The organism is Streptococcus suis (assembly GCF_017601095.1).
Lineage (GTDB): Bacteria > Bacillota > Bacilli > Lactobacillales > Streptococcaceae > Streptococcus > Streptococcus suis_Z.
This window is the reverse complement of the sequence record NZ_JAGFUX010000005.1, coordinates 45,470-59,437: the sequence shown is the minus strand read 5'-3', so window position 1 is coordinate 59,437 and position 13,968 is coordinate 45,470. Positions and strand designations below refer to the sequence as shown.

At 46.4% G+C, this 13,968-nt stretch carries 16 protein-coding genes; 7 read left to right on the top strand and 9 right to left on the bottom strand.

Annotated features, from left to right (window positions below; translation table 11 throughout):
* Nucleotides 1-121 precede the first annotated feature (121 nt).
* Nucleotides 122-421, top strand: a complete 300-nt coding sequence (locus J5566_RS05695; RefSeq protein ID WP_208562468.1) for a YbaB/EbfC family nucleoid-associated protein — start codon at nucleotides 122-124, stop codon at nucleotides 419-421.
* A 38-nt stretch (nucleotides 422-459) separates the two neighbouring features.
* On the opposite strand, the gene J5566_RS05690 is transcribed toward J5566_RS05695, so the two are convergent.
* Nucleotides 460-2,223, bottom strand: a complete 1,764-nt coding sequence (locus J5566_RS05690; RefSeq protein WP_208562467.1) for a glycerophosphoryl diester phosphodiesterase membrane domain-containing protein — start codon at nucleotides 2,221-2,223, stop codon at nucleotides 460-462.
* A gap of 116 nt (nucleotides 2,224-2,339) precedes the next feature.
* On the opposite strand from J5566_RS05690, the gene J5566_RS05685 reads away from it, so the two are divergent.
* The gene (locus J5566_RS05685; RefSeq protein ID WP_208562466.1) at nucleotides 2,340-3,125 is read left to right on the top strand and encodes an L-threonylcarbamoyladenylate synthase; all 786 of its coding nucleotides are present in this window, start codon (nucleotides 2,340-2,342) and stop codon (nucleotides 3,123-3,125) included.
* A gap of 29 nt (nucleotides 3,126-3,154) precedes the next feature.
* A complete protein-coding gene (locus J5566_RS05680) occupies nucleotides 3,155-3,709 on the top strand; it encodes a GNAT family N-acetyltransferase (protein ID WP_208562465.1) in 555 nt (184 codons plus the stop codon).
* Nucleotides 3,710-3,935: 226 nt separating this feature from the next.
* On the opposite strand, the gene J5566_RS05675 is transcribed toward J5566_RS05680, so the two are convergent.
* Both J5566_RS05675 and J5566_RS05670 read right to left on the bottom strand, forming a co-directional pair.
* On the bottom strand, nucleotides 3,936-4,430 hold the full coding sequence (locus J5566_RS05675; RefSeq protein ID WP_158456022.1) for a DUF536 domain-containing protein: 495 nt from the start codon (nucleotides 4,428-4,430) through the stop codon (nucleotides 3,936-3,938).
* Nucleotides 4,431-4,555: 125 nt separating this feature from the next.
* Entirely contained in the window at nucleotides 4,556-4,756 is a 201-nt protein-coding gene (locus J5566_RS05670) for a cold-shock protein (protein WP_105122269.1), read from the bottom strand.
* Nucleotides 4,757-4,926: 170 nt separating this feature from the next.
* Here J5566_RS05670 and J5566_RS05665 point away from each other — a divergent pair, with 170 nt between their 5' ends.
* The 4 genes from J5566_RS05665 (at nucleotide 4,927) to J5566_RS05650 (ending at nucleotide 9,214) form a co-directional block, all read left to right on the top strand.
* On the top strand, nucleotides 4,927-6,099 hold the full coding sequence (locus J5566_RS05665; protein ID WP_208562464.1) for an NAD(P)/FAD-dependent oxidoreductase: 1,173 nt from the start codon (nucleotides 4,927-4,929) through the stop codon (nucleotides 6,097-6,099).
* A 9-nt stretch (nucleotides 6,100-6,108) separates the two neighbouring features.
* A complete protein-coding gene (locus tag J5566_RS05660; RefSeq protein WP_208562463.1) occupies nucleotides 6,109-6,801 on the top strand; it encodes a GNAT family N-acetyltransferase in 693 nt (230 codons plus the stop codon).
* An 82-nt stretch (nucleotides 6,802-6,883) separates the two neighbouring features.
* Nucleotides 6,884-7,582: an ABC transporter ATP-binding protein gene (locus J5566_RS05655; protein ID WP_208562462.1), complete on the top strand. Its 699-nt coding sequence runs from the start codon at nucleotides 6,884-6,886 to the stop codon at nucleotides 7,580-7,582.
* A 9-nt stretch (nucleotides 7,583-7,591) separates the two neighbouring features.
* Nucleotides 7,592-9,214 carry a hypothetical protein gene (locus tag J5566_RS05650; protein WP_208562461.1) on the top strand — a complete coding sequence of 541 codons (1,623 nt, stop codon included), beginning with the start codon at nucleotides 7,592-7,594 and terminating at the stop codon, nucleotides 9,212-9,214.
* A gap of 35 nt (nucleotides 9,215-9,249) precedes the next feature.
* Here J5566_RS05650 and J5566_RS05645 read toward each other — a convergent pair whose 3' ends face one another.
* The 6 genes from J5566_RS05645 to tsaB all read right to left on the bottom strand — a co-directional run bounded on the left by J5566_RS05645 (nucleotide 9,250) and on the right by tsaB (nucleotide 13,713).
* Nucleotides 9,250-10,272: a YeiH family protein gene (locus J5566_RS05645; protein WP_208562460.1), complete on the bottom strand. Its 1,023-nt coding sequence runs from the start codon at nucleotides 10,270-10,272 to the stop codon at nucleotides 9,250-9,252.
* Between the two features lie 9 nt (nucleotides 10,273-10,281).
* Entirely contained in the window at nucleotides 10,282-10,605 is a 324-nt protein-coding gene (locus J5566_RS05640; RefSeq protein WP_208562459.1) for an AzlD domain-containing protein, read from the bottom strand.
* Nucleotides 10,592-11,293, bottom strand: coding sequence for an AzlC family ABC transporter permease (locus J5566_RS05635; RefSeq protein ID WP_208562458.1), 702 nt, complete (start codon nucleotides 11,291-11,293; stop codon nucleotides 10,592-10,594). Before J5566_RS05635 ends, J5566_RS05640 begins: the two co-directional genes overlap by 14 nt.
* 302 nt (nucleotides 11,294-11,595) lie before the next feature.
* On the bottom strand, nucleotides 11,596-12,603 hold the full coding sequence (tsaD, locus tag J5566_RS05630) for a tRNA (adenosine(37)-N6)-threonylcarbamoyltransferase complex transferase subunit TsaD (RefSeq protein WP_208562457.1): 1,008 nt from the start codon (nucleotides 12,601-12,603) through the stop codon (nucleotides 11,596-11,598).
* Nucleotides 12,593-13,033 carry a ribosomal protein S18-alanine N-acetyltransferase gene (gene rimI / locus J5566_RS05625; protein ID WP_208562456.1) on the bottom strand — a complete coding sequence of 147 codons (441 nt, stop codon included), beginning with the start codon at nucleotides 13,031-13,033 and terminating at the stop codon, nucleotides 12,593-12,595. Before rimI ends, tsaD begins: the two co-directional genes overlap by 11 nt.
* Entirely contained in the window at nucleotides 13,030-13,713 is a 684-nt protein-coding gene (gene tsaB, locus J5566_RS05620) for a tRNA (adenosine(37)-N6)-threonylcarbamoyltransferase complex dimerization subunit type 1 TsaB (protein WP_208562455.1), read from the bottom strand. Before tsaB ends, rimI begins: the two co-directional genes overlap by 4 nt.
* Nucleotides 13,714-13,968 lie beyond the last annotated feature (255 nt).

Genomic DNA, 13,968 nt, shown 5'->3' with positions numbered 1-13,968 from the left:
TATACTACGCCCTCCAGTAAAGGTCAATAGAAAATAGGTTAATATACTGTATAATTGCGTGAGTTTCCCCCTGGCAGAAAAAATGGTATAATATAGCGATATCATTTAGGAGGACAAGACAATGATGAATATGCAACAAATGATGAAACAAGCACAAAAACTGCAGAAACAAATGGAAAAGAGCCAAGCCGAATTGGCTGCGATGGAATTCACAGGTCATTCTGCCCAAGAACTCGTCTCTGCTACGGTTACAGGGGATAAAAAATTGGTAGCTGTCAGCTTTAAACCAGAGGTCGTGGACCCAGAAGACATCGAAACTTTGCAAGATATGACGGTACAAGCTGTTAATCAAGCCTTAGACTTGGCAGACCAAGCGACTAAAAAAACTCTCGGTGCCTTTGCAGGAAAATTACCATTCTAAACAACAAGAAAAAACGGACAGACGTCCGTTTTTTCTTGTTACCCTTCAAATTGGTAAAGGAGCTTTTGGAATTGAATCAAGAAGAGGTCACTGTAAGAAGTATTCTCTTGAAAACTTTTCATCAAGTCCTTCATGACTGCCAGCTGGTCGGTGATAATCCCATCCACTTGCAACAAGATCACCTGGCTCATGGTTTCTTCATCATTAGGAGTCCAGGCATAGACAGACTTTCCATGCAACCAGGATTTGACCATAAAGTTTTGATCCAAAGAAGAATATTCCATAGTATATCCATCCGCAAGGGTCCGTGGATAAATCGAGTTAAATGGCAAGATAAAAAGAGAAACAAGGGCTTCATCGTATTCCTTTACCTCGATGATGGTTTGATAGTCCAGCGACTGAATCTGGTGCCCCTTATCTAGTAGGCGTTGCCCGTATTTTTCTAGGAAAGTTTTAGTCAAATCAGGGGAATCTTGGCCTGTTACCTTAATCTCCACCAGCAGTTTCTGCCCCAGCTGATCTGCCTTGTCCAAGTAAGCTTCGAAAGAAGGAACTGGACTGGACATGCCATTTTCTGAGGCCGTCATCTTAGTCAATTCTGCCAAGGTGTAATCATGGGTTCCGCCAGGATTTCCAGTGAGAGCCAGAAGGTCTGTATCGTGCATGACAACAAACTGAAAGTCTTTGGTCTCCTGAATATCCATTTCGATGTAGTCAGGTGCTAGCTGGGCTGTCTTCTCCAAGGAATCCAGAGTATTTTGCACTCCGTTCGCATTGTCAACACCCCTGTGGGAAATTGTGATTGGCAAGGTTTCTAACGGATAATAAAAAGTCACCGCCCCTTGAACCCCATAATAAAGACTCGCTGTTGCAACAATAGCCAGACGGAGGCGGTGGCGTAGACGTTTACGACGATAGCTTGGCAAATGTTTGCCAGTCATCAAGGTCACAAACTTGGTCATAAACAAGGCGATGGCACTGTAAAAAGCCAACCGCAGTAAGACATAGTGGACTATGACCATCGGAAAGGCCAAACTCGGAAAAAATCGTTCCACCAGGACCTGAACAGTATAGAAACAAAGACCACTCAAGAAAAAGAGCAAAGTCGATTGTAAGATAATGCTGATCAAAGAGAAGAAATGCCCCACTTGATTCCAACCGCTTGTCTTGTCCCAAGAATAGCGAATGGACTCTTTCACACTCCGGTGCTCAAAGTATACCTTTGGAATAGCAAACATCAGTCTTGACGCCAGCCAGAAGAAGAACAAGAGACCGAGTAGAAAGAGTAAGCTAATCAACAAAATAGTGGTTAAATAATCGACAACAAATTCAGGAATGACCAGCTTATTAAAATAATAAATATTTAGAAGCCGCCTCAAAAAAGGCAATAATATGACGGCATAAAAGAGCAGGAAAATCATTTTTGCAAGGCTGATATGCCTCAAAATTGTTAGCATGCTTCTGCCTACATCCCGCAGAAAATCAGGTAGGTGCTTCACATTTTGATCCAATAACTGCCAGATCCCTGTAAATAAAAGTGCCATCTCCAAGTATGCCACGAAGATATTGGCGACAAACATGAGAAGGAACATAAGGGTTACAAAGCCATTTTCCGAAAAAACTGCCAGAGCATTGGTCGGTGATAAATAAGCATGCCCTGTCAAACTCAGGAGCTCTTCTGCCAACCAAGAATTAAAGGGAATCCAGATAAATTCCATAAAAGCAAAGGAGGAAGCAAAGAGGAGGAGGATTTTGTCTAGATTGTAATAAATTTTCTGAAATTCTCGTCTCATTCGTTTCATGAATCTAGTTTCCCACAATTCAGATGCTTTTGCAAGTCCTTCTTTTTGAAACAACTTGTTTTTTCAAAAAATTCTGATATAATTGAATTATCTGACAATTTAAAAGGAGCCAATTTATGACAAAACAAATTCATTGGGATGGCCAACTTTCACAAGAAGGCCTTGATATTATCAAAGGGGAAGGCGGCGTTATTGTTTGCCCAACTAAGGTAGGCTACATCATCATGACCGCAGATAAGGCTGGTTTAGAACGCAAGTTTGACGCAAAAGAGCGCAAGCGCAATAAACCAGGTGTCGTTCTCTGTGGTAGCATGGAAGAGTTGCGTGAATTGGCCCAGTTAACCCCGGAAATCGATGCTTTTTACCAAGCCCACTGGAATCAGGATATCTTGCTTGGTTGCATCCTGCCCTGGAAGCCAGAAGCCTACGAAAAGCTCCAAGCCTATGGAGATGGTCGTGAGGAGTTGATGACCGATACTCGCAAGACCTCTTGCTTTGTCATCAAGTTTGGAGTAGCTGGTGAGCAAATCGCTAAGGAAATGTGGGAAAAAGAGGGACGTATGGTCTATGCTTCTTCTGCCAACCCATCTGGCAAGGGAAACCGTGGCAAGGTAGAAGGAATTGGCGAGCGCATCGCTTCTAAGGTTGACTTGGTGATTGAGGCGGATGACTATGTTGCTTCAATCCAACCTGATAAAACGATTGAAACCCGCTATGAGCAAGGGGTTATGGTGTCCATGGTTGATAAGGAGGGCAAACTTATTCCTGAACAAGGTCCTGCCAGCCGCTCAATCAGCCCATGTCCAGTTGTGATTCGCAAGGGGCTGGACATCGACAAAATCATGATGAATCTTTCTGAACATTTCAATTCTTGGGATTACCGCCAAGGAGAATACTACTAATCCATCTTTTGTTGTGAGGAAAGTACAAGATGCCAACTATCACTCTGCAACCTTTTACAACTGATCGGCTCCATCGCTTGTGGGAAATCGGCTATCGCCAAGCTGCTCCACGCTGGAAGGAATTTGCGGCTCCCTATTTTGATGACTACCATGCTTATGCTCGCTTTGAAGACTTTCAAGCAGCCCCGCTCTACCAGTGGTTACAAAAAGAGTCCGTTAGAGCCATACTTCTGGATGACCAACCGATTGGCTTTGTGAGCTATTACTGGGAATGCCAGCCAACACGCTGGCTAGAAATCGGGATCGAAATCCATGACGACAGTATCTGGGGAAAAGGATATGGGACAGCTGCCCTCAAAATTTGGCTTAATATGATTTTTGACCAATTTCCCGATTTGGAGCACATTGGTCTCACAACCTGGTCCGGCAATCCTGGCATGATGCGTGCCGCTGAGAAGCTAGGCATGACCAAGGAAGCCCAAATTCGAAAAGTCCGCTATTGGCAAGGTCACTACTACGATTCCGTCAAATATGGAATCATACGAGAGGAGTGGCTAGAACAAAAGAAAAAATCAAGTTCCTAATTTGGAACTTGATTTTTTTCGCATTTCCAAGCTCGGGCTGAAACAGTCCCCCAGACTGAGCCTCGCTTTTTCATTTCTTGGCTCGGGCTGAAACAGTCCCCCAGACTGTTTCACTCCCCCGGACCTAATTCGCTTTCTAAATTTCGAGCTCATGATAAAAAGGTCCCCCGGACCTAATTCGCTTTCTATATTTCGAGCTCATGATAAAAAGGTCCCCCGGACCTTTTTATTTACCAAACAATCTTGCGAAAAAGCCTTTCGCTTTGACTTCTTCTACGTGGGCCTTGGCTTCTTCCAATTCTAATTTTAATACGTCCTTGTCCGCCATAGCTTTCAAGGTGAGTTGTTGTTGCTGATCTAGTTGCTTGTCTTTCTCTGCAATCTGGACGTCCTTAATCCGCAACTGCTCATCTTTTTCTGCAATCTGCTTGTCCTTGGCCAAGATTTGATCGTAGAGCCGGATGATTTCATCATTTTTTTCATCAATCCGAATCTCTAAAATCTCGCGTTGGCGGACTTCGTCACTGACTGGCTCATCTTCAAAAATCGTTGTCTTGTAGATTTCTTCAAGTTTCACCAAACCAGCCCGATTGACAACTGTGACACCCTTGTCATTTTTTTCCACGTATTCCTCTGGCAAAGATTTCACACGGTTATTCATGGCCTGTCGGCTAACTCCTAGGATCTCAGCTAATTCGCTGACCGTTTTCTCAATTCCCATAATTTCCTCAATTATATGTTCATTTTCTCATTTGTCTGTATCATTAAAATATTACCACAAGAGGAGTTTGCTGTCAAATTTACCAAAACGAATAAGGAAAAAGCCCTCCAAAGGAGGGCAATTTTTTACAGTTTGACGATGTTGCTTGCCTGAGGGCCACGTTGACCTTCTGTCACATCAAAAGTCACTTTTTGACCTTCATCCAATGATTTAAAACCATTGGTTTGGATTTCTGAAAAGTGTGCAAATACATCTGGTCCGTTTTCCTGAGCGATGAAGCCGAAGCCTTTCTCAGCGTTGAACCATTTTACTGTTCCTTGTGCCATGTCACTACTTCCTTTCTCTAAATTTGTAAAACTAGAAAAGGTAAAGCAGGTGAAACACAAACAGAACTCAAAAACTAATTTACTTCCCTACTCTAACAGGAAAGGTGGGCAAAGTCAAGGCGGAGCCCTCATTTTGAAAAACTTTCCTGAATTTATGATAAAATAAGGACATGAATACAGTAGATACCATTATTATCGGAGCGGGGCCTGCTGGCATGATGGCCGCCATTTCTTCTAGTTTTTATGGCAAGAAGACCCTGCTCCTTGAAAAAAACAAGCGTTTGGGTAAGAAACTATCTGGCACAGGTGGCGGACGTTGCAATGTGACCAACAACGGCACCTTGGAAGACCTACTGGCTGGCATTCCTGGCAACGGCCGCTTTCTTTACAGCGTATTTTCCCAGTTTGACAACCACGACATCATGAATTTCTTTCAGGAAAATGGGGTCAAGCTCAAGGTGGAGGACCATGGCCGTGTCTTTCCGACTACCGACCGCTCCCAGACCATTATCAAGTGCCTGGAGATGAAAATGTTGGAAAACGGCGTCGATATCCGTACAGGAACTGAGGTGGTGTCCGTCCGCAAGATTGATGAACTCTTCCATGTCAAGACCAGCGAGGAAGTCTTTACAGCTCCCCAGCTCATTGTCACCACCGGAGGCAAGACCTATCCTTCCACTGGCTCGACTGGCTTTGGACATGACATTGCCCGCCACTTCAAGCTGGAAGTCACGGAGATTGAGGCTGCTGAAAGTCCTGTCCTGACCGACTTCCCCCACAAGAAACTCCAAGGCATTTCCTTGGACGACGTCACCCTGACCTACGGCAAGCACCTCATCACCCATGACCTGCTCTTTACCCACTTTGGCCTGTCGGGGCCCGCTGCCCTTCGTCTGTCTAGTTTTGTCAAAGGCGGCGAAACCGCGTTTCTCGATGCTCTGCCGACCCATTCTGACCAAGACTTGTTTGAGCATTTAGAAGCCAACAGGGAAAAATCCGTCAAGAATGCCCTGGCTGAACTCATGCCAGACCGCCTAGCAGACTTTTTCTCAGAGAACTACGACTGCAAGGTCAAACAAGTTTCCAAAAAAGATCTGACTGATCTGGTCTCCCTCCTCAAAGCCCTGCCGATTAAGATTACGGGCAAGATGTCCCTGGCCAAGTCCTTTGTTACCAAAGGAGGCGTTGACCTCAAAGAAATCAACCCCAAAACCTTGGAAAGTAAGAAGGTGCCTGGTCTCCACTTTGCAGGTGAGGTCTTGGACATCAACGCCCACACAGGTGGCTTTAACATCACCTACTGTCTTGCAACTGGCTGGGTGGCTGGAAGTTTACATTATTAGGAAGAAACTATGCCTATCAATCCATTCGGCCAAGAGATTGGTTCACCACTACCAAATTATACAGTTGGCAATCTCCCAATCGTTGATATTCTAGAAGGAAAAACAGTCCGCTTAGAAAAGCTTGGTCTCCACCATACAGATGAGCTCTATCAGTTTTATGGACCCAATGCCAAGAAAGCTGACTGGACCTACTTGGCCCTTGAACCCTTTGCAGACCGTGACTCTTTTCAAGCCTATTTCCAGACGATGTTGGATTCTCTTGACCCTTATTATCTAGCTATTGTGGACCAGGAAAGCCAACAAGCCATTGGTAGCTTGGCACTAATGAATATTGTTCCAAATCACCGTAGCATCGAGGTTGGCTGGCTTATCTTTTCTCCTCAACTGCAACGGACCCGACAGGCGACAGAAGCCCACTATCTTCTCATGACCTATGTATTTGAAGAACTGGGCTACCGACGCTACGAATGGAAATGCGACTCACTCAACCAAGCCTCCTGCATGGCCGCCCTTCGCCTGGGCTTTACCTACGAAGGCACCTTCCGTCAGGCTCTAGTCTATAAGGAACGCAACCGCGATACCGCCTGGTTTTCTCTATTAGACCATGAATGGCCTGACCGCAAGCGTTCCCTTGAAAACTGGCTAAAGGATAGTAACTTCGATGCCCAGGGCCAGCAAAAACATTCCTTATCTTCTCTGTAAATTCAAGCAAAAATCTGCTTGAATTTTTTTGCTTATTATTGTATGATAAAACCATAACAATATAACAAAAAGGAGATTGTCCATGCAACTGAAACTGTCTTCTATTTCTAAAAAATTTGACCACAAGATTATTCTGGAGGATACCAGCTTTCAATTTGAACAAGGCAAGATTTACGGCTTGCTAGGGCGAAATGGGGCTGGGAAAACGACCTTGTTCAACTGCATTGCCCGTAATCTGACCTTAGATAGTGGCTCAATTCAGTTTGTAAAGGACGAGGAACCATTTGACTACGATAATACGGACATCGGATTTACCCAAACCTACCCACAACTGCCTGCCTTTATGACAGCCTATGAGTTTGTCCGTTTCTATATGGATATTCACAAGGATAAGCTCAAATCTCCTCGCAGTCCAGAAGAATGGCTGAACTTAGTCGGTATCGGAGAAGAAGACCAGCACCGTCTACTCAAGGACTTTTCCCACGGTATGCAGAACAAGGTCCAGTTACTCCTGTCTTTGATTGTCCAGCCTCCTGTTCTTCTCTTGGATGAGCCACTGACTTCCTTTGACCCTGTGGCTGCCCACAAGTTTAAGCAGCTGATTCGAGAAGCAAAGAAGGATTCTGTTATCATCTTTTCCACCCATATTCTTCAGCTGGCTCAGGATCTCTGCGACGAGATTGTTTTGCTCCATCACCAAGAATTGCAGACTGTTCCGAGCAACAAACTACATGACCCTGATTTTGAACAGGAAGTGGTTACCTTGCTGACAGCAGACTAGGAGGGGCTTATGGACACACTACTACGCTACTATTGGAACCAGGAGAAATTCAAACTCTACCGCAATGTCAATGGCCTGCTTTATTTTATCCGTAAAATACCTGGCCTAGCATCTATCCTTCCTGAGACAGTATATAAGTCTTACAACTTTAAAACTATCCTCTTTCTATTCCTACGAATTTTTTCTCTACCAAGCCGTTTTCTCATAAAAGGTTTCTGGATTCTACTTCACTTTCTTTTCGCCTGCTTTTGGTTAACCCTCCTGTTGACCGGTGAACCATCTTTGGTGGATATCCATCCCGACACCTGGCTTTTGGGTTTCCTGCTCCTTTGCCTCTCCGTCGGTTTTATCAATCGCTTCAGCCGGAGCTTCCAACCCTTCATAAACAAGTCTGATAGAGAGTTCATGCAGCAGTTTAGGCTGTCGCATGGCCAGTTTATCCAAAGCCAACTCTTTGTTGAGCCCATCTTGACTAGTCTTTACTACCTTCCAGCCCTGTTGGTTTATTGTGTGCTCACCAAAAACCCCCTCTATTTACCAGTCGGCCTACTGATTGTCCCTAGTGGTCATTTTAGTGGGCAGGCACTCAATCGTCTTCTCTTCAATCGACATATCTTTTTTAAGCAACATTCCTGGCCAGTTTGGGCTTCCATTGCGATTGGCTTCGGCAGTTTTTTCGTGTTGTTTCTTTTCCGAGACAGCCTCTCAACCAGCCTCTTGATTCCGATTTTTATCAGTCAACTGATATTGACTTGGTTGGGTTATCGGTATATCCAAGGCCAAACCAACCACCTAGACTATCTCCAATATTGTATGGACCAGTCCATGCAGCTGGATCAAAAAATCTTTGAAATGACCAAGGGAAATGAATACACCCGACAAGGGTTGCAGATGCAGGCAAAACTCAATGCGGAAACAGGAAAGGACCTGTCCCACCTGTCTGGCATGACCTACCTAAACGCTCTGCTATTTGACCGCTACAAAAACGTCCTCTATAAGAAGGTACGAAACTGGGTCTTGGCAGTAGGGGTGATTCTGGTCTCTCTGGAGGCCTTCCGCTACTATTTGGAACCTTTTACGTTGACCGATGCCATCCTCCTGCAAGCCTTGCCCTTCTCCTTTATGATTATGTATGTGGCTTCATCGGGCAAGGTAGTTGCTCAGATGGTCTTTGTCAACTGCGACATATCCATGCTTCACTATCCCTTCTATCGGGAGGCCAAGACCATTATCGCTGGTTTTAACTACCGCTTTTTGCAAACGTTCAAGCTTAATCTCATCTTTGCCTTCAGTCTCTTTCTGGCTATCATGGCGCTGGGACGGTTTGCTTTCAGCCTGGAAACCATTCTCCTGACAGCCCTGCTCCTTATCAGCCTGACCGCTCTCTTTTCCTTCCACGACCTTTTTATCTACTATATTCTCCAACCCTTTACCAAGGACATGGAGGTTGTCAACCCAGTCTATAAATTCCTCAGTGGAGCTCTCTACTGGATAGCCTACCTCAATACCCAGCTGGACCTGGGCAGTCACACCTATATCCTGCTGGTTTCCCTTGCCATGATTGCCTATGTCAGCATCGGCTACTGGATTTTGCTGAAAAAAGCTCCGCAGACTTTTAGATTGAAGGGATGAAAAAGCAGCCTCTCGCAAGAGAAGGCTGTTTTACTTTACCAAATTCCCAAGATTGCCTGCCAAACCAGTGTCAGTACAGTCACGCCCAGCCAACAAACAAGTCCGACTAGAAGAGCAGCTCTGCCATTTTTCACCAAAGAAAAGACATTTGTTCGCAAACCAATAGCTGCCATGGCCATACAAATGAGAAACTTGGACAGGGTTTTGAGCGGGGTAAACAAATCCGTCCCCAATCCAAGATGACCTACGATTGTAGTCAGCAAACTGGCTAGAATAAAGTACAGAATGAAAGTCGGAAACCCTGCCAAGAGTGAGGAACTATCTGCCTTAACTCCCTTTCCTCGACTCCGCCAAATCGCCAAAACCGTCGTAATAGGAATAATTGCCAGAGTCCGTGTCAGCTTGACCGTCACTGCCGTGTCCAAGGTCTGACTGCCCAGTCCGTAAAGGCTGTCCCAGGTGGCTGCTGTCGCGGTAACCGACGAGGTGTCATTGACCGCCGTTCCGGCGAAGATCCCAAAGGCCTGACCCGAATCGGTCGAAAACCCAAGCCAAGTTGCCAAAGTCGGAAAAATCAAGGCCGCCAAGACATTAAAGAGAAAGATGACCGAGATAGCCTGTGCCACATCCTCATCATCCGCCTGGATAATGGGAGCTGTCGCCGCAATGGCAGAGCCTCCACAGATAGAGGTCCCAACGCCAATCAAGGTCGCCAGATGAGATGAAATGGGTAAGATTTTCCACATCAGAACTGCCAAAAACAAGGCAAAACTAATGGTCGAAAGAATAATTGGAAGAGATTGACGTCCAACAGCCAAAACAGCAGATAGATTTAGTCCAAATCCCAAACAAATCACCGCATACTGCAAAATCTTCTTAGAGGTAAAGGTCAAGCCTGACTGAAAGGCATTTTCCCTTGAAACATAAGAATGCAGGCTCATCCCGATCAGAAGGGCAAAAACAGGCCCACCCACTACTGAAAACCAACTTCCTAAGCACCAGCTAATTCCAGCCAAGACTAGACACAATCCGATACCTCTGGCATTTTCCTTAACCATAAGTCCCTCCTAGAAAAGCAAGCGGAGAGCAGCTGTCGTCAAGACACCAACGACTACTGCGAGGAGGATATTTTTGGTCCTCAGGACCACCAAAAAGGTCGGAAGGCGGGCTAGGCTTTCGACAGGGAGCAGGTTAGGTAGCGAGCCGACTTCTTCGTCCATGATGCTAGAGAGGGTCAGGGCAAAGATAATGGTAATGGGCAGAAAACTGAGGAACTTGACCATGCGGGACGGTAGGGACTTGTTCTGAGTGAGCACAAAGGGTAGGACACGTGGCAGCCAGGTCACTAGGGCTGACGCCAGAATAATCAGTAAAATACTAGTTTTTATCATCAATTATCACCCCCACAAAACAGCCTAAAAGCGTCGCCAGAAGCACCGCAACATAGGACGACACCAGCACAGACAAGCCGACATAGGCCAGACCCACCGCCAGCAGAATCAAGCCGATCTTTTTCAACGGAATGGTCCGAGCCATAGCCTCTAGCTGACCTGAAAAAATCCCGACGAACATAGCAACCAAGGCAAAATCCAAACCAAACTGCTCTGGATTTGGAATCAGCCCCCCAATCAGATTACCCAAAATAGTAAAAGTTACCCAAGAAGCGTAGCTCGCAAAGTTGTTGCCGTACATCCAGCTTGGTGCAATCTGCTTGTCCTCAATGTACTTACGGAGCAGCACCGCATAGGACTCATCTGTCACAAAAGAGCCAATCAGGATATTGGACCCCAGACTGTTGCCCTGAAAAATGGTCGTCGTATGCAGGCACATGAGGAAATTCCGTAGATTGACAAAGAAAACGGTCACTGCAATGGACAGCAAGGGAGCCCCTGCCAAAATCATAGCACACATGACAAACTGGGCACTTCCTGCATAGACCAAAAGACTCATCAGCCCCATTTCCACCGCAGAAATGCCGGAATTAACCGATACGACACCGCAGGCTAGGCCAATACTGGCATAGCCCAGAGCTGTTGGGATAGCATCCCGCAAGCCTTCGCGAAAAACCTCTTTTTTCATCTTCTCTCCTTTGAATAGCAAGTTATACTCAATGAAAATCAAAATCAGACTAGCTCCAAAGGTTTGGAGAACCTTTGGAGCTTGGAGATAGAGCGAACGTAGTTCGTTTCTACTTAGCAGATAGAACCCTGTTACTATTTTGTTTCAAGGTAACAGGCTGAAAGGCTCCACTGGAGCCTTTCACTCATCAAATCAAGTCAACAACGTCCGATTTTGATTTTCGAAGAGTATTATATCACTCTAGTATAGAGGACCAGCCCCCCTCCGTCAATAGAAAAAGTCGCTCTCGCGACCCTTCCTTCTTACAAATTCTCAAAAGCCAGACTAGGCTTGGCATTGAGGTCCCAGCCAGCAAAATTTTCCTTGTTGTACTCGCTGACCGCTGCCAAGGCAATCATACCTGCATTGTCACCGCAGAGTCGAAGCGGGGGAATGATAACCTCCACATCCGTAATTTCAGCCGCCAACCGCTCTCGCAAGCCCTGATTGGCTGCTACACCACCCGCTACCACCAAGGTCTTGACAGGGTATTGCTCCAAAGCCTTCTTGGTCTTAGCCATAAGGATGTCCATAACACAGGCTTGGAAAGAAGCTGACAGGTCCGCGTTGGACAAGGTTTCCCCTTTCTGCTGGGCATTGTGGTAGAGGTTGATAAAGGCGGATTTCAAACCTGAGAAAGAAAACTCCAGATTATCTTCCTTGATCATAGCCCGTGGGAAGTTATAAATGTCCTGCCCCTCATGTGCCAACTCATCGATGACCCGACCAGCTGGATAGGGCAGACCCATGACCCGTCCTACCTTATCATAGGCCTCGCCGACCGCATCATCTCGCGTTTCACCGACAATCTTGTAGTCGCCCGCTTCTGACACATAGACCAACTCCGTGTGCCCACCGCTGACCAAAAGAGCCAAAAGTGGAAACTCCAACTCCTTGACCGCACGTGCCGCCATCAAATGCCCTGCCATGTGGTTGACAGGAATGAGCGGCAGACCCTTAGCCCAGGCAAAGGCCTTGGCAGCCGAAATCCCGACTAGCAAGGCGCCGACCAAGCCAGGCCCATAGGTCACCGCCACAGCCGTCAGGTCCTCCGCCGTCACCTCCGCCTCCAACAAGGCCTCCTCGATACAGGTCGTAATCACTTCTACATGGTGACGGCTGGCTACTTCAGGCACCACCCCACCAAACCGCTGGTGGCTGGCAATCTGGCTGGCAATGACATTGGACAAAAGCTCCGCGTCATTTCGCAAAACAGCCACCGAGGTCTCATCACAGGAGGTCTCAATCGCCAAAATCAATCTATCTTTCATCACGTTCTCTCTTCATCATCACCGCGTCCTCGACAGGATGGCGGTAGTAGTCTTTTCGTTTTCCTATTTTGGTAAAATGCTGGCGTGTATAGAGGGCCTGAGCTGCACTGTTAGACTCCCTCACTTCGAGGAAGATGTCTCCATCCCAGTCCATCACAGCAGCCATCAGTTGACTGGCGATTCCCAACCTCTGAAAATCAGCCTTGACAGCAATCTGCAAGATTTCCATCTCATCCAGCACCGTCTGAACAGCCAAAAATCCGACCAATTCCTGACCTTTATAGGCCAGATAGTAGTCCTCATCCTGGCTGGTCATGCTTGCAGCAATCTGTTCCAAGGTCCAAGGCGATTGCTCATAGACAGACTGCATAACTGCCAAAACAGCCTCCGCCAGATTTTCCTGACCGTCGTAGTGTTTAATCTCTATCATACACGCTTGATATAACTTTCTGAGCCTGCTTGGTTGTCCTTGAGCCAGTTTTCCTCTGCCTCGACTCGCTTGAGATAGTTGGGCTCAAAGCTAGTGACATCTACTGCTGGCAAGTCTTGACCAATTACCGCCAATTGATAGGCAGACGGCAGACTGGTCTGGTAATGGGCAGCTGGCAAAGCTTGCTCGATTTGATTGATAAAGTTTTCCACTTCTCCGACAAAGGTGATATCTTCCTTGCCAGATAGGCTAGAAAGCAAGTCTTCAAAAGACCAGTACTTGTCTGCCTCAACTGCTCTGCCATTTTCATAAAGACCTGCATAGACACAGTTACGGCGGGCATCGATGAGGGGCACCACCAGACCCATCAGGCTAGGAGGAACGAGGGACTGAAGACTGGATAGCCCCACCAAGTCGATCTTGAGGGTGTAGGCCAGGGTCTTGGCAGTCGCCACCGCCACCCGCAGACCCGTGTAGGATCCAGGCCCCTGAGCGACCACAATCCGCTCCAGGTCTTTGGGCGTCCAGCCCACCTGTGTCATCAAAAAATCGACCACAGGCATGAGGCTGATACTATGATTTTTCTTAACGGCCAGCAGGGTTTCCGCCTGCAAACGACCGTCCTCCACCAAGGCAACCGATAAGGCTTGATTGGAGCTGTCTAAAGCTAGTATTTTCATAAGTTTCTCTTTCTTTACGTCATTCGGTTTGCTTTTATTACTGCGTTAACTCGCTTTGCCGTACTCCAGTACAGCCCGCAGCTCGTTGCCTAGTACTAAAAGCAAACTGAAAGACTTTTCAATGCTACTCCCTATTGTAAGCTATATTGAAGTTTTTTTCAAATAATGAAAAGACTGGTGCGTAATTTCAAGTAGGTTAGTGGAGCGAATCGATTTGTCATTCTAGTAAGTCTCATCACTATCAGGCAATTGACA

What these genes read in the sequence shown, in the direction of transcription:
- J5566_RS05645 (WP_208562460.1), bottom strand. Translation starts at nt 10,272, where the DNA reads ATGGTTAAGGAAAATGCCAGAGGTATCGGATTGTGTCTAGTCTTGGCT.
- J5566_RS05655 (WP_208562462.1), top strand. Translation starts at nt 6,884, where the DNA reads ATGCAACTGAAACTGTCTTCTATTTCTAAAAAATTTGACCACAAGATT.
- rimI (WP_208562456.1), bottom strand. Translation starts at nt 13,033, where the DNA reads ATGATAGAGATTAAACACTACGACGGTCAGGAAAATCTGGCGGAGGCT.
- tsaD (WP_208562457.1), bottom strand. Translation starts at nt 12,603, where the DNA reads ATGAAAGATAGATTGATTTTGGCGATTGAGACCTCCTGTGATGAGACC.
- J5566_RS05680 (WP_208562465.1), top strand. Translation starts at nt 3,155, where the DNA reads ATGCCAACTATCACTCTGCAACCTTTTACAACTGATCGGCTCCATCGC.
- J5566_RS05690 (WP_208562467.1), bottom strand. Translation starts at nt 2,223, where the DNA reads ATGAAACGAATGAGACGAGAATTTCAGAAAATTTATTACAATCTAGAC.
- J5566_RS05665 (WP_208562464.1), top strand. Translation starts at nt 4,927, where the DNA reads ATGAATACAGTAGATACCATTATTATCGGAGCGGGGCCTGCTGGCATG.
- J5566_RS05660 (WP_208562463.1), top strand. Translation starts at nt 6,109, where the DNA reads ATGCCTATCAATCCATTCGGCCAAGAGATTGGTTCACCACTACCAAAT.
- J5566_RS05685 (WP_208562466.1), top strand. Translation starts at nt 2,340, where the DNA reads ATGACAAAACAAATTCATTGGGATGGCCAACTTTCACAAGAAGGCCTT.
- J5566_RS05640 (WP_208562459.1), bottom strand. Translation starts at nt 10,605, where the DNA reads ATGATAAAAACTAGTATTTTACTGATTATTCTGGCGTCAGCCCTAGTG.
- J5566_RS05675 (WP_158456022.1), bottom strand. Translation starts at nt 4,430, where the DNA reads ATGGGAATTGAGAAAACGGTCAGCGAATTAGCTGAGATCCTAGGAGTT.
- tsaB (WP_208562455.1), bottom strand. Translation starts at nt 13,713, where the DNA reads ATGAAAATACTAGCTTTAGACAGCTCCAATCAAGCCTTATCGGTTGCC.
- J5566_RS05635 (WP_208562458.1), bottom strand. Translation starts at nt 11,293, where the DNA reads ATGAAAAAAGAGGTTTTTCGCGAAGGCTTGCGGGATGCTATCCCAACA.
- J5566_RS05670 (WP_105122269.1), bottom strand. Translation starts at nt 4,756, where the DNA reads ATGGCACAAGGAACAGTAAAATGGTTCAACGCTGAGAAAGGCTTCGGC.
- J5566_RS05650 (WP_208562461.1), top strand. Translation starts at nt 7,592, where the DNA reads ATGGACACACTACTACGCTACTATTGGAACCAGGAGAAATTCAAACTC.
- J5566_RS05695 (WP_208562468.1), top strand. Translation starts at nt 122, where the DNA reads ATGATGAATATGCAACAAATGATGAAACAAGCACAAAAACTGCAGAAA.